24 protein-coding genes are annotated in these 23,937 nt (G+C 60.3%); 13 read left to right on the top strand and 11 right to left on the bottom strand.

Features of this window, described 5'->3' with window-relative positions; translation table 11 throughout:
* The first annotated feature begins 61 nt into the window (after window positions 1–61).
* The 4 genes from lnt to trmB all read left to right on the top strand — a co-directional run bounded on the left by lnt (window position 62) and on the right by trmB (window position 4,326).
* On the top strand, window positions 62–1,648 hold the full coding sequence (lnt, locus tag RNA01_RS02820; protein WP_147178435.1) for an apolipoprotein N-acyltransferase: 1,587 nt from the start codon (window positions 62–64) through the stop codon (window positions 1,646–1,648).
* A gap of 147 nt (window positions 1,649–1,795) precedes the next feature.
* A complete protein-coding gene (locus RNA01_RS02815; protein ID WP_115668639.1) occupies window positions 1,796–2,215 on the top strand; it encodes a helix-turn-helix domain-containing protein in 420 nt (139 codons plus the stop codon).
* A 166-nt stretch (window positions 2,216–2,381) separates the two neighbouring features.
* Window positions 2,382–3,620, top strand: coding sequence for a methionine adenosyltransferase (gene metK, locus RNA01_RS02810; RefSeq protein WP_147178434.1), 1,239 nt, complete (start codon window positions 2,382–2,384; stop codon window positions 3,618–3,620).
* 4 nt (window positions 3,621–3,624) lie between these two features.
* Window positions 3,625–4,326, top strand: a complete 702-nt coding sequence (gene trmB / locus RNA01_RS02805; RefSeq protein WP_147178433.1) for a tRNA (guanosine(46)-N7)-methyltransferase TrmB — start codon at window positions 3,625–3,627, stop codon at window positions 4,324–4,326.
* A gap of 9 nt (window positions 4,327–4,335) precedes the next feature.
* On the opposite strand, the gene RNA01_RS02800 is transcribed toward trmB, so the two are convergent.
* Window positions 4,336–4,593, bottom strand: coding sequence for a BQ00720 family protein (locus RNA01_RS02800; protein WP_147178432.1), 258 nt, complete (start codon window positions 4,591–4,593; stop codon window positions 4,336–4,338).
* 49 nt (window positions 4,594–4,642) lie between these two features.
* On the bottom strand, window positions 4,643–5,071 hold the full coding sequence (locus RNA01_RS02795; protein WP_147178431.1) for an Hsp20 family protein: 429 nt from the start codon (window positions 5,069–5,071) through the stop codon (window positions 4,643–4,645).
* 154 nt (window positions 5,072–5,225) lie between these two features.
* On the opposite strand from RNA01_RS02795, the gene RNA01_RS02790 reads away from it, so the two are divergent.
* Window positions 5,226–6,170: a nucleoside hydrolase gene (locus RNA01_RS02790; protein WP_147178430.1), complete on the top strand. Its 945-nt coding sequence runs from the start codon at window positions 5,226–5,228 to the stop codon at window positions 6,168–6,170.
* A 65-nt stretch (window positions 6,171–6,235) separates the two neighbouring features.
* On the opposite strand, the gene RNA01_RS02785 is transcribed toward RNA01_RS02790, so the two are convergent.
* From RNA01_RS02785 to RNA01_RS02775, 3 genes are all read right to left on the bottom strand, one after another.
* A complete protein-coding gene (locus RNA01_RS02785; protein ID WP_147178429.1) occupies window positions 6,236–8,590 on the bottom strand; it encodes a methyl-accepting chemotaxis protein in 2,355 nt (784 codons plus the stop codon).
* A gap of 225 nt (window positions 8,591–8,815) precedes the next feature.
* Window positions 8,816–9,715: a ribokinase gene (locus tag RNA01_RS02780; RefSeq protein WP_147178428.1), complete on the bottom strand. Its 900-nt coding sequence runs from the start codon at window positions 9,713–9,715 to the stop codon at window positions 8,816–8,818.
* 39 nt (window positions 9,716–9,754) lie between these two features.
* On the bottom strand, window positions 9,755–10,969 hold the full coding sequence (locus tag RNA01_RS02775; RefSeq protein WP_147178427.1) for a DNA recombination protein RmuC: 1,215 nt from the start codon (window positions 10,967–10,969) through the stop codon (window positions 9,755–9,757).
* A 307-nt stretch (window positions 10,970–11,276) separates the two neighbouring features.
* Here RNA01_RS02775 and RNA01_RS02770 point away from each other — a divergent pair, with 307 nt between their 5' ends.
* The 7 genes from RNA01_RS02770 (at window position 11,277) to arsH (ending at window position 18,085) form a co-directional block, all read left to right on the top strand.
* Complete coding sequence (locus RNA01_RS02770) at window positions 11,277–12,809, top strand: globin-coupled sensor protein (protein WP_147178426.1); 1,533 nt, start codon at window positions 11,277–11,279, stop codon at window positions 12,807–12,809.
* Between the two features lie 174 nt (window positions 12,810–12,983).
* Window positions 12,984–14,498: a globin-coupled sensor protein gene (locus tag RNA01_RS02765; protein ID WP_147178425.1), complete on the top strand. Its 1,515-nt coding sequence runs from the start codon at window positions 12,984–12,986 to the stop codon at window positions 14,496–14,498.
* A gap of 90 nt (window positions 14,499–14,588) precedes the next feature.
* Entirely contained in the window at window positions 14,589–15,104 is a 516-nt protein-coding gene (def, locus tag RNA01_RS02760) for a peptide deformylase (RefSeq protein WP_147178424.1), read from the top strand.
* 63 nt (window positions 15,105–15,167) lie between these two features.
* Window positions 15,168–16,103 (top strand): methionyl-tRNA formyltransferase, encoded by a 936-nt coding sequence (gene fmt, locus RNA01_RS02755; protein ID WP_147178423.1) that lies wholly within the window; start codon window positions 15,168–15,170, stop codon window positions 16,101–16,103.
* Complete coding sequence (gene truA, locus RNA01_RS02750) at window positions 16,103–16,864, top strand: tRNA pseudouridine(38-40) synthase TruA (RefSeq protein WP_147178422.1); 762 nt, start codon at window positions 16,103–16,105, stop codon at window positions 16,862–16,864. The genes fmt and truA overlap by 1 nt, the downstream gene beginning before the upstream one ends.
* An 88-nt stretch (window positions 16,865–16,952) precedes the next feature.
* Entirely contained in the window at window positions 16,953–17,366 is a 414-nt protein-coding gene (arsC, locus tag RNA01_RS02745) for an arsenate reductase (glutaredoxin) (RefSeq protein ID WP_147178421.1), read from the top strand.
* Entirely contained in the window at window positions 17,363–18,085 is a 723-nt protein-coding gene (gene arsH / locus RNA01_RS02740; RefSeq protein ID WP_147178420.1) for an arsenical resistance protein ArsH, read from the top strand. The genes arsC and arsH overlap by 4 nt, the downstream gene beginning before the upstream one ends.
* Before the next feature lie 5 nt (window positions 18,086–18,090).
* Here the strand turns inward: arsH and RNA01_RS02735 are convergent, their stop codons facing one another.
* The 4 genes from RNA01_RS02735 to dapD form a co-directional block, all read right to left on the bottom strand.
* Window positions 18,091–18,687, bottom strand: coding sequence for a hypothetical protein (locus tag RNA01_RS02735; RefSeq protein ID WP_147178419.1), 597 nt, complete (start codon window positions 18,685–18,687; stop codon window positions 18,091–18,093).
* Window positions 18,674–19,867, bottom strand: a complete 1,194-nt coding sequence (gene dapE, locus RNA01_RS02730) for a succinyl-diaminopimelate desuccinylase (RefSeq protein ID WP_147178579.1) — start codon at window positions 19,865–19,867, stop codon at window positions 18,674–18,676. The genes RNA01_RS02735 and dapE overlap by 14 nt, the downstream gene beginning before the upstream one ends.
* 106 nt (window positions 19,868–19,973) lie before the next feature.
* Window positions 19,974–20,357, bottom strand: a complete 384-nt coding sequence (locus tag RNA01_RS02725) for a DUF805 domain-containing protein (RefSeq protein ID WP_147178418.1) — start codon at window positions 20,355–20,357, stop codon at window positions 19,974–19,976.
* Window positions 20,358–20,362: 5 nt separating this feature from the next.
* Window positions 20,363–21,220 (bottom strand): 2,3,4,5-tetrahydropyridine-2,6-dicarboxylate N-succinyltransferase, encoded by an 858-nt coding sequence (gene dapD / locus RNA01_RS02720; protein ID WP_147178417.1) that lies wholly within the window; start codon window positions 21,218–21,220, stop codon window positions 20,363–20,365.
* Window positions 21,221–21,374: 154 nt separating this feature from the next.
* On the opposite strand from dapD, the gene RNA01_RS02715 reads away from it, so the two are divergent.
* On the top strand, window positions 21,375–22,235 hold the full coding sequence (locus tag RNA01_RS02715) for an LOG family protein (RefSeq protein WP_147178416.1): 861 nt from the start codon (window positions 21,375–21,377) through the stop codon (window positions 22,233–22,235).
* Window positions 22,236–22,292: 57 nt separating this feature from the next.
* Here RNA01_RS02715 and RNA01_RS02710 read toward each other — a convergent pair whose 3' ends face one another.
* Both RNA01_RS02710 and RNA01_RS02705 read right to left on the bottom strand, forming a co-directional pair.
* The gene (locus tag RNA01_RS02710) at window positions 22,293–23,066 is read right to left on the bottom strand and encodes an EF-hand domain-containing protein (RefSeq protein WP_147178415.1); all 774 of its coding nucleotides are present in this window, start codon (window positions 23,064–23,066) and stop codon (window positions 22,293–22,295) included.
* A gap of 109 nt (window positions 23,067–23,175) precedes the next feature.
* Window positions 23,176–23,895 carry a pyrimidine 5'-nucleotidase gene (locus tag RNA01_RS02705; RefSeq protein WP_147178414.1) on the bottom strand — a complete coding sequence of 240 codons (720 nt, stop codon included), beginning with the start codon at window positions 23,893–23,895 and terminating at the stop codon, window positions 23,176–23,178.
* Between the last annotated feature and the right edge of the window lie 42 nt (window positions 23,896–23,937).

Below are 23,937 nucleotides of genomic sequence, written 5' to 3'. Positions count from 1 at the left end.
AGCACGGTGTTTTTTGGGACAGTGCTGTCGAATTGATTCGCGGAGCGGGAAGGGGACTTGGATGGAACGGCTGGCCGGTAGGATCATGCTGCTCGGGCGCGCGAGGCGCGCATGTCTAGCCTTCCTGGCTGGGGCGTTGGGCGCGTTCGGGTTGCCGCCTTTCGGTTTTTTTGCCGTGTTTTTCGTATCCTTTCCCATACTTGTCTGGCTTCTGGACGGAATTGCTGGAAACCCTGACAGAAGTCATACCCTCGGCCTACGTTCGGCCTTCTTTATCGGTTGGTTGTTCGGCTTCGGCTATTTTACCGCAGGGCTTTGGTGGATTGGCAACGCGCTGCTGTTCGAGGCCGATCAGTTCGCCTGGGCGTTACCGCTTGCGGTGCTGGGACTGCCGGCCGTGCTCGCCCTCTTCTATGGCCTGGCGACGATGCTCGCCCGGCTGTTCTGGTCGGATGGCCTTTCCCGTATCGCGGCGCTGGCTGCCGGCTTCGGTCTTGTTGAATGGCTGCGCAGCTTCGTTGCCACAGGCTTCCCCTGGAACGCGATCGGCTATGGAGCCATGCCGATCCCGTTGATGATGCAGTCGGCCGCGCCACTCGGCCTGTTTGGCGTCAGCACGCTTGCGGTACTCGTCTTCGCCATGCCCGCCCTTCTCGGAACACGCAAGGGAATGGTTTCCGGGTTCGCGCTTGCAGGGCTACTGATTGTCGCCCATCTTGGCTATGGCGCCCTGAAGCTTGTGGAGCCTTTGCCGGCCGGTGGAAAGACGCTGACGGTGCGGCTCGTACAGCCCGCCATCGACGAGGCCCGCAAGCTTGAAAATTCCGACCGTATCGAGATCTTCAATCATCATCTGGCGCTGTCGGCGCAGCCGGTCGAACCCGGCAAGCCCGAGCCCGACATCATCGTCTGGCCGGAGACCTCCATTCCCTTCATTCTGACCGACTATCCGGATGCGCTGGCAAGAATTGCCGATGTGCTGAAGGACGGTCAGGTCCTGGTGACAGGCGCGGTGCGCGCCGAGGAGCAGGGAGCCGGCCAGCCGCCGCGCTACTACAATTCGATTTACGTGATCGATGACAAGGGGCAGATCATCTCGGCCTCGGACAAGGTCCATCTCACTCCCTTCGGTGAATACGTGCCCTATGAAGGGGTGCTGCGGCGGATTGGTTTTGATAACCTTATCAGCCTGCCGGGCGGGTTTTCCCCGGCTGCGCAGCGTACACTTCTGTCCCTGCCGTCTGGCATGGGCTTTTATCCGTTGATTTGCTACGAGGCGATATTTCCCGACGAGATCCAGATCCCCAGTCAGGCAAATGCGATTGTCAATCTCACGAACGACGCTTGGTTCGGAATGACGCCCGGTCCCTATCAGCACTTTCTCCAGGCACGAATTCGTGCGGTGGAGGCCGGTCTGCCCCTCATTCGTGGCGCCAACAATGGCATTTCCGCCCTGGTCGATGTTCGCGGGCGAATTATTTCTGGTTTGTCTTTGAATGCCCAAGGGGTCGTTGATGCAACCATGGATATTATTCGTGTATCAAAATGGAACAATTCGGATCGGAAGCTAAACTTCTGGTTGGTTATGCTTGTCGTCGTATTGGCTGCGCTGATTTCACGCATGGGTTTTATTTTCAGGAAGAATTGACCAAAAACCCCTAAAATTGCATAGTGGAATGAACCATAGGTCCGTCGGTATGCTTAAAGTTCCTGAATGGCGTGTGCAACGCCACGTTATGGTCCGTGCGGAGCGGAGGGTTATGGTGGAATTGCCAACACTTGTCAGGATCGCAACATGATCGAGAATAAGAAGAAGCCGAACCCGATTGACATTCATGTCGGTAGCCGGATTCGCCTTCGCCGCACCATGCTGGGTATGAGTCAGGAGAAGCTGGGCGAGAGCCTGGGCATCACCTTTCAGCAAATCCAGAAATACGAAAAGGGCACCAACCGCGTTGGAGCCAGCCGTCTGCAGAACATATCAAGCATTCTGAATGTCCCTGTCTCATTCTTCTTCGAAGATGCACCGGGCGATCAGGCTTCGGGTGCGTCGGGCATGGCCGAGGCGTCGAGTTCCAACTATGTCGTCGACTTCCTGTCCTCATCGGAAGGGCTTCAGCTCAACCGTGCTTTCGTCAAGATCACTGATCCCAAGGTCCGCCGCAAACTGGTGGACCTGGTGAAGGCGCTGGCTGCGGAAGCCGACGCTGATTGACCTTCCCTATTGGGTGCCAGGGGGAAAAGCGGCTTCGGCCGCTTTTTTTCTGTTCTGAGTAAGGATGAAATGCCGACATAAAGATATATTTATGTCGTTGTCTGCTTGTCTTTTTTATGTGAACTGACTAACAAGGGCGAGGCCTGTTCTTTGAGGGGAATCCCGCATGCGCGCGAACTATCTTTTCACCAGCGAATCTGTGTCCGAAGGTCACCCGGACAAAGTCTGTGACCGAATCTCCGACGAAATCGTCGACTTGGTCTACCGCGAGGCAGCGAAGACTGGAGAGGATCCCTGGAACGTGCGCATCGCCTGCGAAACGCTGGCGACCACTAATCGTGTCGTGATTGCCGGCGAGGTTCGCTTGCCCGATAGCCTGATGAAGGTCGACAAGAACGGCAATAAGGTCATTAATCCCTCGAAATTCAAGTCAGCCGCCCGCAAGGCAATCCGTGATATCGGCTATGAGCAGGACGGCTTTCACTGGAAAACCTGCAAAATTGATGTTTTGCTGCATTCGCAGTCGGCGCACATCGCCCAGGGCGTTGATAATGCCGCCGACCACAACAACAGTGAAGGCGCAGGCGATCAGGGCATCATGTTCGGCTACGCGTGCCGGGAAACGCCGGATCTCATGCCGGCGCCGATCTACTACGCTCATCGTATTCTTCAACTGCTTGCCGCCGCTCGCAAGAAGGGTGAGGGTGAGGCCGCCAAGCTTGGGCCTGACGCCAAGAGCCAGGTGACCGTGCGCTATGTCGACGGAAAGCCCTTTGAAGTGGTCTCGATCGTTCTGTCGACCCAGCACCTCGACGAGAGCTGGGATTCAAATAAGGTTCGTTCTGTCGTTGAGCCCTATATTCGCGAGGCACTCGGCGATTTGAAGATCGCTGACGATTGCAAGTGGTACGTCAATCCGACAGGCAAGTTCGTTATCGGCGGCCCTGACGGTGATGCGGGTTTGACCGGTCGCAAGATCATCGTCGACACCTATGGCGGGGCGGCACCGCACGGCGGCGGTGCCTTCTCCGGCAAGGATACGACCAAGGTCGACCGTTCCGCTGCTTATGCCGCTCGCTATCTCGCCAAGAACGTTGTTGCTGCCGGACTCGCCGATCGCTGCACCATACAGATTTCCTACGCTATCGGCATTGCGCAGCCGCTGTCGATCTATGTCGACCTGCACGATACCGGCAAGGTCACCGAGGACGCGGTCGAGGCCGCGATCCGCAAGGTCATGGATCTTTCGCCATCGGGCATCCGCCGCCATCTTGACCTGAACAAACCGATCTATGCTAAAACGTCGGCTTACGGCCATTTCGGCCGGAAGGCTGGCCGTGACGGGTCTTTCTCGTGGGAAAAACTCGATCTGGTCAAGCCGCTCAAGGATGCTCTCAAGGCTTGATTGAATGACGGAAGCGGAACGCAGGACACGGTCGACCGAGGCTTTCTTCGGTCGGCGTAAGGGAAAGCCTTTGCGCGACCAGCAGGTCGAGCGCATGGAAACCCTCCTGCCCGAGTTGAAGATCGATCTGGCATCCGAAGCGCCCGGTGACATCAAGACGCTCTTTCCCTTGCCTGTGGATAGGGTCCGTCTCGAAATTGGCTTCGGCGGCGGCGAGCATCTGGTCCATCGCGCTCGTACCAATCCCGAAACAGGGTTTATCGGCGTCGAGCCCTTCGTCAATTCCATGGCCAAGCTACTGGCTGTGGTCGAGGCGGAGGGCTTGAGGAATATTCGTGTCCATGACGATGACGCCACGCAATTGCTGGATTGGCTTCCGGAGGCATCGATTGATCAGATCGAACTGCTCTACCCTGATCCCTGGCCCAAGAAAAAACACTGGAAACGGCGCTTCGTCTCGCAGGTCAATCTCGACCGCTTCCACCGCGTGCTGAAGCCCGGCGGACTGTTTTGCTTCGCATCCGACATCGACACCTATGTGAACTGGACGCTGCAACACTGCGGCCAGCATGGCGGGTTCGAGTGGACGGCGCTCAATGCGGCCGACTGGCTGACGCCGTTCGACGGTTGGCCGGGCACGCGCTATGAGGCGAAGGCGAAGCGCGAAGGCCGGTCCTCCGCCTATCTTACATTCCGCAAGCGATAATGACGTTGGTCAGTGCAAGCTGACCGTCTTGAGCTCGTCCTCGGCCGCCTTGTAGAAGGTGCTGGAACGGTTGTCGGTCAAGAGGATCGGCGTGCCGTCAGCCGCAAACAGGGCCCAGAGATCAAGGTTGGGATTAACATCCGGGGCCTCGGGAAAGCAGCGCGACACTTCGTCTGAGCGCATTTTTCGGATATATCCGACCTCCCCGGCGCCAAGATGTGCCAGTTCGGATTGGGTAAGTCGCGAAGTCACTTCTCTCATCAACATTCCGGTCCTCCACCAGTGAGGGAGCTGCGGCATGATCATGCCGTTAACTCTACTGTGCAGCGGAAATGTTAATTTTTCTCACCACTTGCGCCGATTGAGGACGGATCAGGTCGATCGAAAGAAGGCCATTGCGCAGGCTTGCGCAGAGAACGTCCATGCCTTTTTCCAGAAGAAAGACACGCTGAAACTGGCGCGCCGCGATACCACGAAAAAGGAACTCGGGTTCAACGCGCGCGGCCTGGCGACCACGAACGACGAGCTGTTCTCCCTCCACCGACACGTCGAGTTCGCCTTCGTCGAAACCTGCCACCGCAAGGGTGATGCGCAGGCGGTCGTTTTCCCCGGAGCCGATGGCGAAAAAACGCTCGATATTGAACGGAGGGTAACCGTCATTCGGCCGGGGATGCCGGCCGGGCGCTGGATCTGCCTTGTCTAAACCGACAGGCAAAGGGAAGCCAGGCGTCTTGCTGTTTCGCATCGAATGGTCCTGTCGCATGGCCGGTCCACGGGACGGCGGCGCGATTGTATCGACTGAAATATGGGATCGCCGGGCTGCTCCTGCAAGCAGGCGGATGCTTGACAAAAGGTGCCGGCAAGCTCAACTGACCCGCTCTTTGAACAGGACGGCAGGCATGACGGAACGCAGAAAAATTATCATCGACACTGATCCGGGGCAGGACGATGCGGCAGCCTTGATGCTCGCTTTCGCCAGCCCGGACGAAGTGGAAATCCTCGGTATCTGCACCGTTGCGGGCAACGTGCCGTTAAAGCTCACCAGCCGCAATGCGCGGATCATCTGCGAACTGTGCAACCGCACGGACATTTCAGTTTATGAGGGAGCCGACCGGCCGATCAAGCGGCAGCTGGTGACCGCCGAGCACGTGCACGGCAAGACTGGACTCGACGGCGCGGTGCTCGACGAACCGACAATGAAGGTCATGCCCCAGCATGCCGTCGATTTTATCATCGAGACGTTGCGCCGCGAGCCGGAAGGCAGTGTCACGCTCTGCACGCTCGGACCATTGACCAATATCGGCATGGCGCTCACGAAGGCGCCGGACATCGCACCGCGTATCCGCGAACTGGTGCTGATGGGCGGCGGCTTCTTCGAAGGCGGCAATATTACGCCGGCGGCCGAATTCAACATCTATGTCGACCCGCAGGCTGCCGACATCGTGTTTCGCGCCGGCATCCCGCTTATCATGATGCCGCTCGATGTCACCCATCAGTTGATGACCACCAAGGCGCGTGTCTCGCGGCTTGCCGCTATCGGCAGTCGCCCGGCCATGGTTATGGTTGACTGGCTGGCATTCTTCGAGCGTTTCGACGAGGAGAAATACGGCTCCGATGGCGGGCCGCTGCACGACCCGACGGTTATCGCCTATTTGCTTAAGCCGGAGCTCTTCTCCGGTCGCCACTGCAATGTTGAGATCGAGACGCAGTCGGAGTTGACGGTCGGCATGACGGTGGTCGACTGGTGGCGGGTGTCGAAGCGCGCGCCGAACACCCGTGTGATGCGCCACGTGGATGCGGACGGTTTCTTTGATCTTCTGATTGAGCGTTTCGCCCGTCTCTGAAGGTGGAAAGTGCAAAGGCCGCCGGATCGCTCCGACGGCCTTTGCACTGCGTCTTTCGGGACTACTCAGAATTCCTGCCAGTCGTCGACGGCTGGAGCGGCGCCGCCAGCGGCCGCTCGTTTCAATGCCGGTCGGGGTGTGGTGACCGGGCCCGGAGCGGCTGAGCGCATGGTGCGGGCGACTGCGGCAAGCGGCGAAGCCGATGCCGATGCCGGGGAGATGGCCTTGTGAACATTCGCCCCTGACGTGCTGAATTGCGACACCAGCCCCTTCAGGTTTTCGGACTCGTTGCGAAGCGTCATGCTGGCAGCGGTGGTTTCCTCGACCATGGCGGCGTTCTGCTGAGTCACCTGGTCCATTTGGTTGACGGCCGAATTGATCTCCTTCAGCCCTGAAGCCTGCTCGCTGGCCGAGGCGGAGATCTGTCGGATCAGATCATTGATCTGCATGACCTGGTCGGCGATCTTGTGCAGCGTCTGGCCGGCCTGACCAACCAGTTCGACGCCATCCTTGACCTGTGCGCCCGAGGTGTTGATCAATGTCTTGATCTCCTTCGCGGCATTGGCGGAACGCTGAGCCAGTTCACGAACCTCCTGGGCGACGACGGCAAAGCCTTTACCGGCCTCGCCCGCCCGCGCCGCCTCGACGCCGGCATTCAGCGCCAGCAAGTTGGTCTGGAAAGCGATCTCGTCGATGACGCCGATGATCCGCGAGATTTCCTGTGATGACTGGGCAATGCCGTGCATGGAGGCGACCGCCTTCTTCACCACTTCACCGGACTTCTCCGCATCCTGACAGGCGAGGTTGACGGTCGCGGCCGCAGTGTTGGCGTTGTCGGCGCTGGCGTTTACCTGCTCTGTCAGCTCATTGAGGGCGGCGGCAGTCTCCTCAAGGCTCGCCGCCTGTTGTTCGGTGCGCTTTGACAGGTCGGCGGCGCTGTCGGCAATCTCGCCGCTGCCGGCGCCGATATTGACCACGCTAGAATTGACCGCTGTGATCGTCGACTCGAGGCTTGCGAGCGCTTCATTGAAGTCGCGCTTGAGTGCGGCATATTCGCCCGAGAAGTCGTCGGAGATGCGGTAGCCGAGATTGCCCTGCGACAGTTGCGCCAGGCCGGCGCCGAGTACGCTGACGACATGCTGTTGAACTCCGAGCGACTCACTGCGTTCCTGCTCCGAACGACGACGTTCGGCATCGGCTGCGTTGCGTTGCTGTTCGGCCTCCCTCTCCAGCGCGCGGCTATTGGACAGCCGATGGCGGAACTCCTCAAGTGCCTGGGCAACGCGCCCAAGCTCGTCGCTGCGTTCCTGACCCTTGACTGCGGTTTCGTAATTTCCCTCGCTGAGTTGGCCGACATCGTTCAGCAAGGCTTGCAGGGGCTTCTGGGCAAAGGCGCGGACCGCGAAGAACAGGCTGGCCATCACGGCGCCGAGAACGATCAGGCCGGCGATGATCATGAGCATCGTCTGGGCTTCGACCGCGGCCCCGGTCGCGCTATGGGGAATATCGACGATGACGGACCAGGTGGCGTTCACGCCCGGTACCTCGAAGGGGAAAAGCAGACGATCGAAGCCACTGCCGTCTTTCTCTTCAAGATCCCTGACGAGGCTGCTCTTGCGGTTGGAAAGTGCCGTCTTCAGGGCGTCTGCGCCAGCCGCCTCATAGGGCTTCATCAACAGGTCGTCCGAAGGGGCGACCAGCCATTGGCTGTTTTCCGCCACGAGCATGACGCGGCCTGTCTCGAAGGGCCGAAGGGCCTTCAGCTTCTCCGACAGCGAAGCGAGCGAGATGTCTACCCCCGTCACACCGATCATCTTGCCACCCGAGACGACCGGATAGGCGATCGAGCTCATTGTGGTCGGGACATCGGTGCCGTCTGCGAGATAGGGAGCGGTGATCGCGCCCTTGCCGCTCTTGGCGACAAGCGCGTACCATTCGGCGGTATAATCATTGTTGAAGGTGGAGAACTGGATCTCGCCATTGCGGTCCTTCGACCAATAGGGTGTGAACACGCCGTTGGCATTGGCGCCCAGTTCGATGTTGTTGATGATGTCGTCCTTACGCCCATCGAAGGCCTTTTCTTCTTCGGCGAACCAACTGCCGAAGGCGAACGGATTCTGCTCGAGATTGGCCTTGAGAAGGTTCATCGCGCCTTTGCGATCGAACGACTTTCCTTCATGACCGCGGCTCAAGACGCCTGACATTGTTCGCGCGGCGCTTGCCAGCTCACCGATATCGCCTGCGATTTCCTCGGCGATGGCTGCCGCCTCTGCCGTAGCCTGCTGCATGGTCAGCGCCTGGACGCGGTCGCGTGTCTCAAAGATGAGAAAGACATTGGAGAGCATAAGGACGAAGGCGATCGCCACGCCTGTCACGACGAGCAGCTTCGCCGCGATGGAGCGCGAAATAAACTTCAACATGAAAACCTCGAAACGCATGGGCCATAGAGGAGGGCAAGGGATGCAATCGGGCGATCCGCGCCATCATGGTGCGTCAGTACATCCCCAGTTTCGTGCAGAGGGTGTACGCCAATTAACGCCAATATGGGGCCTAAGGTTTAACGAGATTTGAAGCCGCCGCGCTGTTTCTAGCGTGCTTCCAGTAACGCTTCTGGTGCGACTGTCGCAGGGCGAATTATGCCTGTCCTAAATGCGGCGTTCCACCTCATCCGCAGTCGGAATCGAAGGTTGAGCACCTGGCTTCAGGCAGGCGAGCGAGCCGGCTACGGCAGCGCGTCGAAGTGCCTGCTCGAAGGCTATTCCCTGGTCCAGGCTTGCTGCCAGGTAGCCGCAGAATGTGTCGCCCGCGCCGACGGTATCGACGGGTTCAATCGCCAAGCCTTCGGTTCGGAAGATTCGTGAATTCCGCGCGGCAATCACGCCATCTGCGCCGAGCGTGACGATCAGCGTCTGCCCCGTTTCCTTGTGCAACTGCATCAGTGCTTGCTCACGCTCGGATGTGCCCATGCCGTCATGGCCGGCGAGGCGCTCGAACTCGGTTTCATTGGCGATAACGATATCCGCCATCCGCCCGAGGCGGGCGGCGTCATCCGTCAGAGGCGCAATATTGAGAATGGTCGTTACGCCGCGAGCCTTGGCATCGGTTAGCGCGCGCTCGACCGCCGCGGACGGGACCTCGAGCTGCAGCATCAGCACGTCTCCCGGCTGCATGGCGGCGAGGCTTACGCCGGCGTCGCCATCGTCGATTGTACCGTTGGCGCCCGCCACGACAGTGATCATGTTCTCGCCATCGCCGCCGACCAGGATGAGTGCTGTACCGGTCGGCCCTGCGACATGGCGCACAGCGGAAAGATCAGTGCCTGCGTCTGCCAGCAGCGCAAGGGCGGGCGCAGCAAATTCATCGCGCCCCACGGCTCCGACCATGCGTACGTTTGATCCGGCACAACGCGCCGCGAGTGCCTGATTGGCCCCCTTGCCTCCGGCCGCAGTGGTGAAGTCGGTCCCTGCCACGGTCTCTCCGGGCTTCGGCAGCCGCGCTGTCGTGGCGATGAGGTCCATGTTAATGGAGCCGAAAACAGTAATCATGCGAAATTCCATCCTTGATCTGGACCATCCGGCCCTCTCTCAATCCTCGTCGACGATCCTGAGCTTCAGCAGCCCCGTCCGGCTCTCGACCACTTTCTCTCCCTCGTCAGGCGGCTCCGCAGCCGTCTGGAACTCGAGCGCTTCGATCTTGGCCCCGCGTCTCGTCAGCTTGTCGGCTGAGGTCAGGATCATGTCCACATCTTTCTGGGCGGCAAGGAAGTGGCCTTGCAGTTTGCGCGTCCGGTCATCGAGGCGGACGAGGTCTTCCATCAGGTGGACCACTTCGCTTTGAATCAGGTGCGCCTGTTCTCGCATGCGCTGGTCCTTCAATACCGCCTGGATGACCTGGATCGACAACATCAGCAGGGAGGGCGAGACGATCACCACCCGCAGGCGGTGGGCCTTTTGCACGATTGCCTCGAAATGCTCGTGGATTTCCGCGAAAATCGATTCCGACGGAACGAACAGGAAGGCCATGTCTTGTGTCTCCCCGGCGATCAAGTATTTCCCCGCGATGTCGCGGATATGGACCTCTATATCGCGGCGGAAGTTCTGGCCGGCGATCTTTTTCTCCTCCGCCGTTTGGGCGTCACGGATGGCGTTCCATGCCTCAAGCGGGAATTTGGCATCGATCACCAGCGGCGGCGAACCATTCGGCATGCGGATCGTGCAGTCCGGGCGCATACCGTTCGACAGGGTCGACTGGAAAGTATAGGCGCCCATTGGCAGCCCGTCGGCGACAATCGTCTCCATTCGCGACTGGCCGAAGGCCCCACGCGTCTGCTTGTTCGACAGGATCGCCTGCAGGCCGACCACGTCCTTCGCCAGCGACTGGATATTGTTCTGCGCGGCATCGATCACCGCTAACCGTTCCTGTAGGTGGCGCAGGTTCTCGTGGGTCGACTTCGTTTGCTCGCTGATCGTTGTTCCAAGGCGGTGGGTCAGTCCGTCAAGCCGTTGATTGATTGTCTGGTTGAGCTCTGATTGGCGTTTGCCGAAGACATCGGACATCGCCGCGAGACGTCCGTGCATTTCCGCCTGCGCCTTCAGCAATTCGGCAAGCCGCGCCTCCGCCATCGTCTCGCGGCGTGCCGCCTCCATTTCGAACTGGGCGCGGATCCGGCTGGCGCGGCGGATTGAAAGTAGAATGAGGGCAAGTGCGACGAGCAGCGCCGCGCCGAAGATGCTGGCAAGGGCGATCGCGGAGAGGCCCAGCTTGCCGGTGATGAGCGCTATGAGGTCGGTGCTGTTCATGGTGTCGGAGACTAGCAGATTCGCTTGTTCGCGATAGATCAAATCAGGAACATGGCTTCGTCGCCTCAACGAGGCGGCACCACGCCAGTATGTTTCGTAGAGCATGTAGGAAAACGAGCGGCGGGCGGTCCGACAATTTGTCCAATACCCTTTGGCGTATGTGGCACAACCAACTCCCCATGATCTGAAATAGGCGTAATTTTAAAATTAGTTAAATGAAATATTTACGCTTTTTCGAAGATTATCATGCACTAATTAGTGCGTCGCGAAAGCTAAGTACAGTCACGATCTCAATGCGCGGGGGCCAATGACACATCACGATGAAAAGAGCGAGCTTGGTGCCCGCCTTGACTTTCTTGGGCTCGATGAGAAGGGAAAGCGGATGCTGCGGGCGCTCGCGCCATCAGTCAGCAAGAATATCGGCGCGGCACTCGAGGTCTTCTACAAGAAAGTCCGTAGCACCCCGCAAACGGCAGCGTTCTTCCGCAATGAGGACCACATCCAGGGGGCCAAAAAACGGCAGGAGAGTCACTGGGGCGTCGTGACGACTGCGCAGTTCGATGAGCGCTATGTCGAAGGCGTGACAGCCGTCGGCAAAGCGCATGCACGTATCGGACTGGAGCCCCGCTGGTACATTGGCGGCTACGCCCTCCTCGTTGAGCAATTGATTCACGCCGTTGTGCGGGAACGCTGGCCGTCTCGCTTTGCCCGAAAGGAAGGTAAGGTTCTGGGTGAGGAAATCGGGGTGTTGGTCAAGGCTGCCCTGCTGGACATGGACTATTCCATTACCGTCTATCTCGACATTCTGGCCGCCGAGCGCAAGGCGGCCGAAGACGCCCGCGCCAAGGCCGAGCAAGAGCAGGCGGTCGCACTTGCGGCGCTGAGCGACGTTCTCAATAGACTGTCCGGTGGCGACCTCGAAGCGAAGCTTTCTCCCGAGCAGCCGGAAAACTTCGTCGGCATGGCACACGACTACAATTCCTCGGTCGAGACGCTGCGTGGGACGATCGGCACGGTCCGCAGCGCTGCCGAGGAAATTCTACGCTCGACCACCGCCATCTCAGAGGCGTCCAATCATCTTGCCCAGCGCACGGAGCAACAGGCGGCCGGGCTTGAGGAGAGTACGGCCGCTGTGCACGAGTTGACGCAGAACGTCGCGCTGACTGCGGACGGTGCTCATCGAGCGGCCAATGTGGTCAGTGTTGCCCTCGGCGAGGCCCGGGTATCAGGCGAAGTGGTAATGCGCGCGGTGACCGCCATGGGCGCAATTGAGAAATCTTCCGACGAGATCTCCAAGATAATTGGCGTCATCGACGAAATTGCCTTCCAGACCAACCTGTTGGCCTTGAACGCCGGAGTTGAGGCGGCCCGTGCGGGTGAGGCCGGCCGAGGCTTTGCTGTCGTTGCGCAGGAGGTGCGTGAGTTGGCGCAACGCTGTGCCAGTGCGGCGCGGGAGATCAAGGCCCTGATTTCGCAGAGTTCTGGACAGGTGCAGGCCGGGGTCGGCCTTGTGAATAATGCTGGCGAGGCACTCGATCAGATCATCAGTCGCATCGGCGAGATCAATGGTATCGTCACCGGTATAGCCAGCGCCGCATCGGACCAGTCCGTCGGTTTGCGCGAGGTGAATGCGGCGGTGGCCAGCATGGACACGATTACGCAGCAGAATGCCGCTATGGTCGAAGAGACCTCTGCGCAGACGTTGACCCTGCGGGACGAGGTCGAGCGCCTGGTGAATGCGCTGAGCGGGTTCAAGACGGGAAACACAGCGAGCATGAATGCGTCTTTTCACGAACGTCACATGCAAGATCCCACACAGAACCATCGCCGTGCCGGTTGAAACGACAATCTAGCCCGACGTGCGCCTTGGCCCCTTGTTGCAAACTGGGCCAAGGCGCTGCCAAATCTAGCAATGGAAGTTCATGTTCCGTTTAGGAATTTCAAGAATTGATACTCCCCTACTAATGATAGTATCGGGGACTCGCGTGAGTCTCCCTGGGGGAATTGCGAGAGCATGAGTGCCGAAGCTGACAAGAACCTGAGCGAACGTCTGGCGTTTCTTGAAATCGACCAGCAGACTTCCAAAACGTTGAACTCGCTGCGGCCGACCCTTGGCGAGATTCTTGGCGGCACGCTCGACAAGTTCTACGCTAAAGTCGGTTCCACGCCGCAACTCGCTCGCTTCTTCAGCAGCAAGGAACATATGGCGGGCGCGAAGCAGGCGCAGATGAACCATTGGGACCGGGTTTCCAAGGGGACCTTCGATCCGGACTACGTCAAGGGCGTTACCGCGATCGGCAAGGCCCACGCCCGCATCGGTCTTGAGCCGCGCTGGTACATTGGCGGCTATTCCAAGTTGATGACCGAACTGGTCGCCGGTGTACTCGTCAAGCATTGGCCTTTCCCTTTCGGCAAGCATCACGCGGAGGCGCTGGGTGAAAAGCTCAATGCGCTCATTAAGGCCTCCATGCTTGATATGGACTATTCCATCTCGGTTTATCTCGACGCTCTCGAGCAGCGGCGCAGGGACATGGAGGAGGAGCGCATTCGTATCGAGGCGGATCAGCGGGTCGCCATGGAGCACCTGCGCCGTGGTCTTGAAGCGCTTGCCCTTGGCGACTTCGAAAGCAAGATGTCGACTGATCTTCCGGATAATTTCAAGCAGATGGCCGTCGACTATAACGAGACGGTTGTACGGTTGAGCGAGTCTTTCTCTTCGATCCGCCGGGCGTCGGAAGAGATCCTCGATGGGACCGAGATGATCGCCAAGGCGTCCGACGACATCGCCATCAGCACAGCCAAGCAGGCGGCCGGCGTGCAGGAGAGCTCGTCCGCCCTCCAGCAACTTTCGGTGAGCGTCGGCCAGACGGCGAGCAATGCGGAGCGTGCCTCGCAGGCGGTGCAGGACACTCAGCAGCAGGCTCGCAGTTCGGGCGATGTCGTGTCACGCGCAATTGCCGCGATGGCGGAAATTGAAAAATCGTCGACCGAGATTTCCAAGATCATCGGTGTCATCGACGAGATCGCCTTCCAGACGAACCTCTTGGCACTCAATGCCGGCGTCGAGGCGGCGCGTGCCGGAGACGCTGGCAAGGGCTTCGCTGTGGTTGCCCAAGAAGTTCGCCAGCTCGCCCAGCGCAGCGCGGATGCGGCCAAGGAAATCAAGCGACTGATTTCCCAGAGCAGCAATCAGGTCAATGAGGGTGTTGGGCTGGTCTCGAATACCGGCACGGCACTGACTGACATGATCAGTCGCATCGACACGATCCACGCCATCGTCTCCGAGATCGCCACCGCGGCCAAGGATCAGGCGACCGGCCTCAAGGAGGTCAACCAGGCCACCCAGAGCATGGATACGCTCACCCACCAGAATTCTGCGATGGTGGAGCAGACTTCTGCCGAGACGCAGCGGCTGCGCAGCGAGGTCGTTGGTCTGGTGCAACTCCTCACTCAATTGAACACGCGCACGAACGCCGACGCGAGATTTGTCACCGATCATAGCTCTAAATCATCCAGACAAGCTGCGTGATCTGCCACTCGGCTGGCGACTTGTCGGAAACGCGGACCTTGTCCGCGTTTTTCGATTCCATCGCCGGAAAAGATGCGTTATGGGAGCCGCATGACGATCAAGCCTCTTATCATTCTTCCCGATCCCCTGCTGCGTCAGGTGTCCGCACCGATCGAACGCGTCGATGCGGAGCTTCAAAAGCTTGCCGACGATATGCTCGAAACCATGTATGAGGCGCCGGGCATCGGTCTTGCCGCCATCCAGGTCGGTGTCGCGCGCCGGCTGCTGGTCATTGACGTGGCCAAGGAGGGGGAGGGCAAGCGCCCGCAGGTCTTCATCAATCCGGAGATCATCACGTCGTCCGACGAACGTTCGGTCTACGAGGAGGGCTGCCTGTCGATTCCGGATTATTATGCTGAGGTCGAGCGCCCGGCCTTTGTCACGGTCAAGTCGTTGGATCGCGAGGGCAAGGAGCAGTTGACCAAGGCCGACGGGCTTCTCGCTACCTGCCTGCAGCACGAGATCGACCATCTGAACGGCATCTTGTTCATCGATCATATTTCCCGGCTGAAACGCGAGATGGTGATCAAGAAGTTCACCAAAGCCGCAAAGGCGAAGGTGCTCTGATCATTGGCCGGCGGTTCTCGCCGGCAGAACGAGGCGTGCTTCGCAGAAGGGGTGAATTCCATCATGGCACTTCGCATCATCTTCATGGGCACGCCGGAATTCTCCGTTGCCACGCTTGAGGCCCTGGTTGCTGCTGGCCACGAGGTCGTCGCCGTCTATACCCAGCCGCCGCGCCCGGGCGGGCGACGCGGTCTCGATCTGCAGAAATCCCCCATTCACCTCGCTGCCGAGCGGCTCGGCCTGCCGGTTCTTCATCCGCTCAATTTCCGCGCGCAGGAAGATCGCGTGCGCTTTCAGGCCTTTGGCGCTGATGTTGCCGTCGTTGTCGCTTACGGGCTGCTATTGCCGGAGGCGATCCTCAGCGGCACGCGACTCGGAGCCTATAACGGCCATGCTTCGCTCCTGCCGCGCTGGCGCGGTGCCGCTCCGATCCAGCGTGCCATCATGGCCGGCGACGCCGAGACCGGAATGATGGTGATGAAGATGGACAAGGGGCTCGACACCGGCCCCGTGGCGCTGGCCCGTACGGTTCCGATCGGGCCGGACATGACCGCCGGTGAATTGCATGATCGCCTGAGTACGGTGGGTGCTGAGGCCATGGTCGAGGCCATGTCCGCGCTTGAGGCCGGGATCCTTGAGACGGTGCCGCAGGCCGAAGAGGGCGTGCTCTATGCGGCGAAGATCGACAAGGCGGAAACGCGTATCGATTTCTCCCGCGACGCAGCGCACGTCCACAATCATATCCGCGGCCTGTCGCCCTTCCCTGGTGCATGGTTCGAGCTTGAGGTGAATGGCAAGCCGGAACGGGTCAAGGTTCTCGGCGCGACGCTGGCCGACGGCGAAGGCAGGGCCGGCGAAGTTCTGGATGATGCACTGACCATCGCCTGCGGCGGTGGCGCCGTTCGGCTGACCCGCCTCCAGAAGGCCGGCGGCAAGCCGCTTGACGCGGCGGATTTCCTGCGCGGCATGCCGGTCGTGCCCACAACGGTCCTGCGCTGATGCCGCGTTTCCGCATGACCGTCGAATATGACGGTTCGCCCTATGTCGGCTGGCAGCGCCAGACCAATGGAGCCTCGGTACAGGGTGCCTTGGAAAATGCCGTCCTGTCTCTGACCGGCGAGACCGTGTCGATACGAGGGGCCGGGCGCACCGATTCCGGCGTGCACGCCAAGGGACAGGTAACCCATGTCGATCTTTCCCGCGACTGGATCCCCCACAAGCTCCGCAACGCGCTGAACGCCCATCTGGCGCTCGCGGGAGAGCGCGTCGCGGTTTTGGACGTACAAGCCGTCGCTGAGAGCTTCGACGCCCGCTTTTCCGCCATCCGCCGGCACTATCTCTACCGGATCATCACCCGGCCGGCGCGCCTTGCGCTGGAAGCCGAACGTGCCTGGTGGGTGTCAAAGCCACTCGATCACGAGGTCATGCACGCTGCCGCGCAGCGGCTGGTTGGCCACCATGACTTCACCACCTTCCGTTCAGTCCATTGTCAGGCCAAGAGCCCGATGCGAACTCTCGACCGGCTGGACGTGTCGAGAACCGGCGACCTGATCGAAATCCGTGCCACGGCTCAGAGCTTCCTGCACAACCAGATCCGCTCCTTTGCCGGCACGCTGAAGCTCGCCGGCGAAGGCAAGATGACACCGGACGAGGTGCAGTCCGCTCTGGAGGCGCGCGCCCGCACGGCTTGCGGTCCGGTAGCGCCGCCGCAAGGTTTGTTCTTCATGCGGGTGGATTACCCCGGTGACGAGCAAGGCTGAGGATGGTTTCGTCGCTTGAGTGGCACTTGCCAGCCGCAGTGAAATAACATATCCACATTTCAAGAAATCTAGAAATGTGGAGAGTTCTGTGGCTGTCACCATTTATCACAATCCCGCCTGCGGCACGTCCCGCAACACGCTCGCAATGATCCGCCAATCGGGCGAGGATCCGGTCGTGGTCGAATATCTGAAGACCCCGCCGAGCCGCGAGCGGCTGGTCGAACTGATCGGCAAGATGGGTATTTCGGCACGTGAACTGCTGCGCAAGAAGGGCACGCCCTACGAAGAGCTCGGCCTGGATGACAAGAACCTCTCCGACGACCGGCTGATCGACGCGATGATGGCCCACCCCATCCTGATTAATCGACCGATCGTGGAGACGGACAAGGGTACGCGGCTGTGCCGTCCCTCGGAAGCGGTGCTGGACATTCTGGACAATCCGGTAAGCGTCTTCACCAAAGAAGACGGGGATGTCGTAAAGGCGGGCGGCACTGCCGAATGAGCGTCGAGGACACCGATACCCCGAACATCGACGACAGCCAGTTTCGCCTGGTTGACGAGGCGCGTCTCTTTCAGCCCGAGCGCATGATCCATCCGCCGCGCATCCTGATGCTCTACGGCTCTCTGCGGGAGCGCTCCTTTTCCCGTTTGCTGACGGAGGAGGCGGCTCGCATTCTGCGCCGTTATGGCGCCGAGGTCCGCATCTTCGATCCGCATGGCTTGCCACTCGCCGACGAGGTCGAGGCGGCCCATCCGAAGGTGCAGGAACTGCGTGACCTGTCGCTCTGGTCGGAAGGCCAGGTCTGGTGCTCGCCCGAACGCCATGGCTCCATGTCCGGAGCGATGAAGACGCAGATCGACTGGCTGCCACTGTCTATGGGGGCGATTCGTCCGACGCAGGGACGCACCCTTGCTGTGATGCAGGTCTGCGGCGGCTCGCAGAGCTTCAACACCGTCAATCAGATGCGCGTGCTCGGCCGCTGGATGCGGATGTTCACTATCCCAAACCAGTCTTCCGTGCCGAAAGCCTTCAGTGAGTTCGATGAGGCGGGACGAATGAGACCCTCGTCCTACTACGACCGTGTCGTCGACGTGATGGAGGAACTGGTCAAATTCACGCTGCTTTTGCGTGAGCGCTCCGACTATCTTGTCGAACGCTATTCCGAGCGCGTTGAGACGGCGGTGGAATTGTCGAAGCGGGTCAACCAGCGCTCGATCTGAGACTTTCAGCCCGGATAGACGCCGAGATACCGTTCTAGCACTTCCGAGAGGATCATCGTCGGAACGAGCAGTACCATCGCGACTGTCGCGATGGTCAGACTGTGGCCGCCAAGCACCATGCGCAGGATGCGGAACAGCGCGATGACCAGCGCTAGGGCCAGCGCAAAGGACAACAGGACGGCGAGCCCGGCCAGCCCAGGCATGAGCATCATCACGAGCAGAACGACGGCGTAGGCATAGGAGACCGGCAAGGTCAGCCAGTTGGCAATGACCACGATGGCGGAAAACCGTGCGCCGATCCCAACCATCCAGCACACCAGTCCGACGAGAACCAGCGGGACGATCCAGTTGGCGATCTCGACCAATCCAAGGCGGAAGAAGAACAGGAAGCCAATCTGCGTACCCTCGGGCAGGATCTGGAGATAGAGTTCGCGCCACCAAGCAAAGGTGAGAAGCATCGTCGGCAGGGCGAAGAATGCCGCCCAGAAGGAGCGCAATGCGCCCCTATCGGAGAAATCGAGATGGGCGAGGCCTTTCGGATCCTGTTTAAACAATAACCAAAGGCCGGTGAGATAGATCTCGACCTCTTTAAGCGTCGGCATTCGCAAACCACTGTTCGATGAAGGTCTTGTAGATCCGGGTCAGCGTTTCCAGATCCTCGACAGAAACCCTTTCGTCGACCATGTGCATGGTCTGGCCGACCAGGCCGAATTCCACGACCGGACAATAGTCCTTGATAAAACGCGCGTCCGAGGTGCCGCCGGTGGTCGACAGCTGCGGTGTGGCGCCCGTCACGGTCGCGATGGCGCCCGACAGGGAGTCGATCAGTGCGTTGTTGCGGGTGAGGAAGACGTGGCTTGGCCGTTCCGACCAGACGATGTCGTAGGCGATAGGTTCGCGACCGGGCCGTAGATGGCTTTCCGCTGCAGCTGTGTCCAGTCGATGCAGGATCTCGGCCTGCACGCTTTCCGCCGACCACAGATCGTTGAAACGGATATTGAATTTGAAATTTGCCGCAGCCGGAATGACGTTGGTCGCCGGATTGCCGACATCAATCGAAGTGACCTCTAGGTTGGACGGCTGGAAATTATCCGTGCCATGGTCGAAGGGTGGGTGCATCAGCGCGTCGGAAAGGCGGACGGCGCCGCGTACCGGGTTGTCGGCGAGGTGCGGATAGGCCGCATGGCCCTGCACGCCGCGCACGGTGACTGTCGCCGAGATCGAGCCGCGCCGGCCGATCTTGATCATGTCGCCGAGCTTGTCCGGATTGGTCGGCTCGCCGACCAGGCAGGCGTCCCAGTGTTCGCCCTTTGCCTTTGCCCATTCGAGCAGCTTGACCGTGCCGTTGACGGCCGGTCCCTCTTCGTCTCCGGTGATCAGCAGGGAAACGGAACCTTTCGGTGCTCCCTTTTCCTCGACCAGTCGAGCCATCGCGGCGATGAAGCAGGCAATCCCACCCTTCATGTCCACCGCACCGCGACCAAAGAGCATGCCGTTTGCGATCTCCGCCGCGAAGGGCGGGTGGCTCCAGTCTGCTTCATTGCCGACCGGAACTACATCGGTATGACCGGCGAACATCAGGTGCGGTCCGCTGTCGCCGATCCGGGCATATAGGTTCTCGATGTCCGGCGTGCCGGACTCGTGCATGGTGACCCGTTCGACCTTAAAGCCGAGCGGTTCGACAAGCGCCTGAAGCGCGGTGAGCGCGCCGCCTTCGGCGGGCGTCACGGATGGGCAGCGGATGAGGGCCTGAAGGACGTCGGCGGGATTGGTGCTGTTCATGGTCTCGGACACTGAATGAGGTCCGGCAGTTTTTGGCGCTGCCGTGACCGTCTGGGGTGGTGCAGGTTTAGCCGATCGGCCGGCACCTGTCACGTGGCGGGAGGGATCAGGTCTGCGGCCAGTCGGGTGCGGGCCCATACGAGTTGGCACCTGACTGGGATGGCCAGAGACACAGCACAAAGAGCATGACCAAGGAAACGGCCGGGATGAACAGGACGAAGACCAGCAGGCCCGGAAGACCCATGTCATGCAGCCGCTTGATGCTGAGCATGATAGTTGAGGCAGACGAGGCCGCGAGACCGGCGAAGAACAACAGGCTGAAGAAACGGAACAGCTCTTCGTCCTCCTGATGGAGGGCAAGCGAGGCGACAGTATAGCTGTTGATCGCCAGCCAAAACAGCCAGCCGAGGATGAACACTTGCCGTCCGGCGCGACCGGAAGGGCTGAAGAGTAGCCAGTTGACGGTCGGCCGCCGGGTGGGCGCTTGCATCCAGGTCAGTCCCGGAGAAGCTCGTTGATGCCGGTTTTCGAGCGGGTCTGTGCGTCGACGCGCTTGACGATCACCGCGCAGTAGAGATTGGGAGCCGGCTGGCCGTTACCCATCGTTTTGTCTGAGGCGAGAGAGCCGGCAACGACGACGGAGTAGGGTGGGACCTCGCCATAGGAAATCTCGCCGGTAGCGCGGTCGACGATCTTGGTCGACTTGCCGATGAACACGCCCATGCCGAGCACGGAACCTTCGCGGATGATGCAGCCCTCGACCACCTCCGAGCGCGCGCCGATGAAGCAATTGTCCTCGATGATGGTCGGGCCGGCCTGCATCGGCTCCAGAACGCCGCCGATGCCGACACCGCCGGACAGGTGGACGTGCTTGCCGATCTGGGCGCAGGAGCCAACGGTCGCCCAGGTGTCGACCATTGTGCCTTCGCCGACATAGGCGCCGAGGTTGACGAAGGAGGGCATGAGGATCGCGTTCGGGGCGATAAAGGCCGAGCGGCGGACGACCGCGTTCGGCACGGCGCGGAACCCGGCGCGCTCGAATTCATTGGTGCTCCAGCCGTCGAACTTGGAGGGAACCTTGTCCCACCATGTCGAACCGCCCGGACCGCCGCTGACCACTTCCATCGCGTTGAGACGGAAGGACAGGAGCACCGCCTTCTTCAACCACTGATGCACGGTCCAATTGCCGTCGTCGCCGCGCGACGCGACGCGCGCCTTGCCGCTGTCGAGCAGGTTGAGTGCCGTTTCGACCGCATCGCGGATTTCTCCGCGTGTCGTGGCCGTGACCATATCGCGGTCTTCGAAAGCCGCTTCGATGACGTGTTCGAGGGCGCTGAGATCCGTGGCGTTCATCTGAAATCCTTAAACTTCGTTGTCTATCGTTGAACCGGACGATATCCGCATTTGCAATCGGAAACTGGAGACTGCTCTAGCGCATTCGTCCGGGGTTGAAAACAGCCGCAGGCGCATTCGGCCCGTCCGATCGCGGCAAAGAAAGGCATGGCATATGGCAAAATCATCCAACGGTCGGGAACGCAGAAAGGGCGGGTCTTGGGGCGCACTCAAGGACAGCCAGACCGATCGCAGGCGTGCCGCCGAAGTGCCTCGCACGCCGCAGTCGGAATCGCCGTCCTATCGACTCGCCTATGCCGACGACGATTTCATGATGCGCGAGGAGCTGCGCCCGGTGCGGCTGCAGTTGGAACTGCTGAAGGCCGATTTGATGCTGACCGAGCGCGGTATAAAATCGACCGTCGTCATGTTCGGCGGCGCGCGGATTCCCGCTCCCGGAAAGGATGCCTGGGCGGCACGCAACGAGACGCAGCGCGCCAACCTCATGGCCGCCTCCGTCTACTATGAGGAGGCGCGCAAATTCGCCCGGCTCTGCGCCGAGTATGCGGCCACCCACGATCATCACGAATATGTCGTGGCGACAGGTGGCGGTCCGGGCGTGATGGAGGCCGGCAACCGCGGTGCTGCCGAAGCCGGTGCGCCGACTATTGGCCTCAATATCGTCTTACCGCACGAGCAGGCGCCGAACCCCTTCGTCACGCCAGAGCTCAGCTTTAACTTTCACTATTTCGCCATTCGCAAGATGCATTTCCTGATGCGAGCGAAGGCGATCGTCATCTTTCCAGGCGGTTTCGGCACGCTCGACGAACTGTTTGAATCGGTAACGCTGATCCAGACCAAGCGCATGGCGCCGATCCCGTTGATCCTGTTCGGCGAGGCGTTCTGGCGGCGCATCATCGATTTTGAGGCGCTGGCGGAATTCGGCACCATCGCCCCCGAAGATGTGCAATTGCTGCATTTCGTCGAAACGGCGGATCAGGCCTGGAAGATCATCGCCGACCACTACGAGCACTGAATGAAAAAGGCCCGCGACGGTGCCGCGGGCCTTGCTGTCTCTGACGCTTTCTGAGCTTTAGCGGCCCCACAAGCCGCGCTGTGGCAGATCGTCGGCAGTGATTGCGCCGTCCTTGTTGGTGTCCATCTGCGTGAACATCTTGTCGGCGAAAGCTGCAGCCTCGTCCTTGCTGATCTGACCGTTTTCATCGGTATCGGCCATCTGCATCATGCCGCGCGGTCCCATGCCACCCATGCGTTCGCCCCTCGGACCGTCACGTTCCATGCCGGGGCCACGATTGTCGTCGCGCATGCCGTGGTGCCTGCCCTGGCGCGGACCATCGTCATCGCCCCAGCCGCGCCCCATGCCGTACCGAGGACCATCACAATCACCGCGCGGACCGCGGTCGCTGTTCCGGTTCCAGCCGAACTGGTTTCCGGTGGCATCACGTGGCGGCTCCGCATTCATCGGACCTGTGCCATCCTGCGGGCCTTGTCCCTGGCCGGCGCCGGGGCCGTTGCCCTGACCCTGACCGCTCTGGACAGGCGCGTTGGCTTGCATTTCCGCCTGACGCGCGGCGCGCATCGCCTCGCGTTGCTTGCGGAACTCACCGGGTGTCAGGACGCCGTCGTTGTTGGCGTCGACGGTCGCGAACATCTTGTCACGCGCGGCGATGGCTTCGTCCTTGGAAATCTTGCCATCCTTGTTGGTGTCGAATTCCTGTAACATGTGCACGAACATCGCCGCGCCAGGGCCACGGTCCATGTCTTGCTGGGCGAGCACCGTTGTTGCCGAAGTGCCGATCAGGAGGCTGCCGACCAGGGCCGCGAGCGTGAGGGTCTTGCCGGTCATTGGTGTGTCCTTTCATCCTTGTTGATAAAAGGAATTTAGGACGCGGCATGGCGAGAGCCTACTTAAACATCGGTAAGCTGGGTGAAGCTTTGGTAATGTTCGAATTCCGTCAAGCCGCTGCGTCGATCAGACGGCCGAGGAAGCCGGAAAGGTCGTCGGTTACGAAATCGATGCTTGCCGGATCGCTATTGTCCGCCAGTTCCCAGCTTTCCAGAACGACATCGCCGAGATTGCGAGGCACCAGCAGGACCGTCTTCATTCCCAGTGTTTTCGGGACCATCAAATTGCGCGGCAGGTCCTCGAACATGGCCGCCTGGCGGGTGTCGATGCGGTTGAGGCTGGTGAATTTGTCGTAGGTGCTGCCGGCCGGTTTCGGCTGGTAATCGGCGGCAACGATGTCGAAGATATCGTCGAAATGATCGAGAATGCCGAGCGCCCTGGCGGCAGCCTCGGCATGTGCCACGGTGCCGTTGGTGAAGATGAACTTGCGGCCCGGCAGTGCCTTGATCGCCGCTCCGAGGTTATCGTCGGGCAAGAGCGCCGAATAGTCGATCGCGTGGGCCTTCTCGAGGAAATCGTTTGGGTCGACGCCGTGATGCTGCATCAGTCCGGCAAGCGTCGTGCCGTGGTCGTGGTAATATTTCTTCTGCAAGGCCTTTGCTTCGGCCGGGTCCATCTGCAGCAGTTGCGCCACATAGGCGGTCATATTGCGGTCGATCTGGGCGAAGAGGTTTATGTGATGCGGGTAGAGCGTGTTGTCGAGATCGAACACCCAGTCGCGGACATGGGCGAAATCGTCTTTGTGCGGGCCAAGAGCTTTGTCGGTCATAATGGCGTTATGACTACCATGACTGATTTCCGCAAGGGCGGA

It is taken from the genome of Paenirhizobium naphthalenivorans (assembly GCF_007992095.1).
Lineage (GTDB): Bacteria > Pseudomonadota > Alphaproteobacteria > Rhizobiales > Rhizobiaceae > Allorhizobium > Allorhizobium naphthalenivorans.
This window is presented reverse-complemented; position numbering and strand designations above follow the sequence as displayed.

Coding starts and splice junctions, on each gene's coding strand:
- RNA01_RS02785 (WP_147178429.1), bottom strand. CDS start 8,590: ATGTTGAAGTTTATTTCGCGCTCCATCGCGGCGAAGCTGCTCGTCGTG.
- RNA01_RS02770 (WP_147178426.1), top strand. CDS start 11,277: ATGACACATCACGATGAAAAGAGCGAGCTTGGTGCCCGCCTTGACTTT.
- RNA01_RS02725 (WP_147178418.1), bottom strand. CDS start 20,357: ATGCAAGCGCCCACCCGGCGGCCGACCGTCAACTGGCTACTCTTCAGC.
- RNA01_RS02765 (WP_147178425.1), top strand. CDS start 12,984: ATGAGTGCCGAAGCTGACAAGAACCTGAGCGAACGTCTGGCGTTTCTT.
- dapE (WP_147178579.1), bottom strand. CDS start 19,867: ATGAACAGCACCAATCCCGCCGACGTCCTTCAGGCCCTCATCCGCTGC.
- truA (WP_147178422.1), top strand. CDS start 16,103: ATGCCGCGTTTCCGCATGACCGTCGAATATGACGGTTCGCCCTATGTC.
- trmB (WP_147178433.1), top strand. CDS start 3,625: ATGACGGAAGCGGAACGCAGGACACGGTCGACCGAGGCTTTCTTCGGT.
- dapD (WP_147178417.1), bottom strand. CDS start 21,220: ATGAACGCCACGGATCTCAGCGCCCTCGAACACGTCATCGAAGCGGCT.
- RNA01_RS02735 (WP_147178419.1), bottom strand. CDS start 18,687: ATGCCGACGCTTAAAGAGGTCGAGATCTATCTCACCGGCCTTTGGTTA.
- arsH (WP_147178420.1), top strand. CDS start 17,363: ATGAGCGTCGAGGACACCGATACCCCGAACATCGACGACAGCCAGTTT.
- RNA01_RS02710 (WP_147178415.1), bottom strand. CDS start 23,066: ATGACCGGCAAGACCCTCACGCTCGCGGCCCTGGTCGGCAGCCTCCTG.
- RNA01_RS02705 (WP_147178414.1), bottom strand. CDS start 23,895: ATGACCGACAAAGCTCTTGGCCCGCACAAAGACGATTTCGCCCATGTC.
- RNA01_RS02775 (WP_147178427.1), bottom strand. CDS start 10,969: ATGAACAGCACCGACCTCATAGCGCTCATCACCGGCAAGCTGGGCCTC.
- lnt (WP_147178435.1), top strand. CDS start 62: ATGGAACGGCTGGCCGGTAGGATCATGCTGCTCGGGCGCGCGAGGCGC.
- RNA01_RS02800 (WP_147178432.1), bottom strand. CDS start 4,593: ATGTTGATGAGAGAAGTGACTTCGCGACTTACCCAATCCGAACTGGCA.
- def (WP_147178424.1), top strand. CDS start 14,589: ATGACGATCAAGCCTCTTATCATTCTTCCCGATCCCCTGCTGCGTCAG.
- RNA01_RS02795 (WP_147178431.1), bottom strand. CDS start 5,071: ATGCGAAACAGCAAGACGCCTGGCTTCCCTTTGCCTGTCGGTTTAGAC.
- fmt (WP_147178423.1), top strand. CDS start 15,168: ATGGCACTTCGCATCATCTTCATGGGCACGCCGGAATTCTCCGTTGCC.
- RNA01_RS02815 (WP_115668639.1), top strand. CDS start 1,796: ATGATCGAGAATAAGAAGAAGCCGAACCCGATTGACATTCATGTCGGT.
- RNA01_RS02780 (WP_147178428.1), bottom strand. CDS start 9,715: ATGATTACTGTTTTCGGCTCCATTAACATGGACCTCATCGCCACGACA.
- RNA01_RS02790 (WP_147178430.1), top strand. CDS start 5,226: ATGACGGAACGCAGAAAAATTATCATCGACACTGATCCGGGGCAGGAC.
- metK (WP_147178434.1), top strand. CDS start 2,382: ATGCGCGCGAACTATCTTTTCACCAGCGAATCTGTGTCCGAAGGTCAC.
- RNA01_RS02715 (WP_147178416.1), top strand. CDS start 21,375: ATGGCAAAATCATCCAACGGTCGGGAACGCAGAAAGGGCGGGTCTTGG.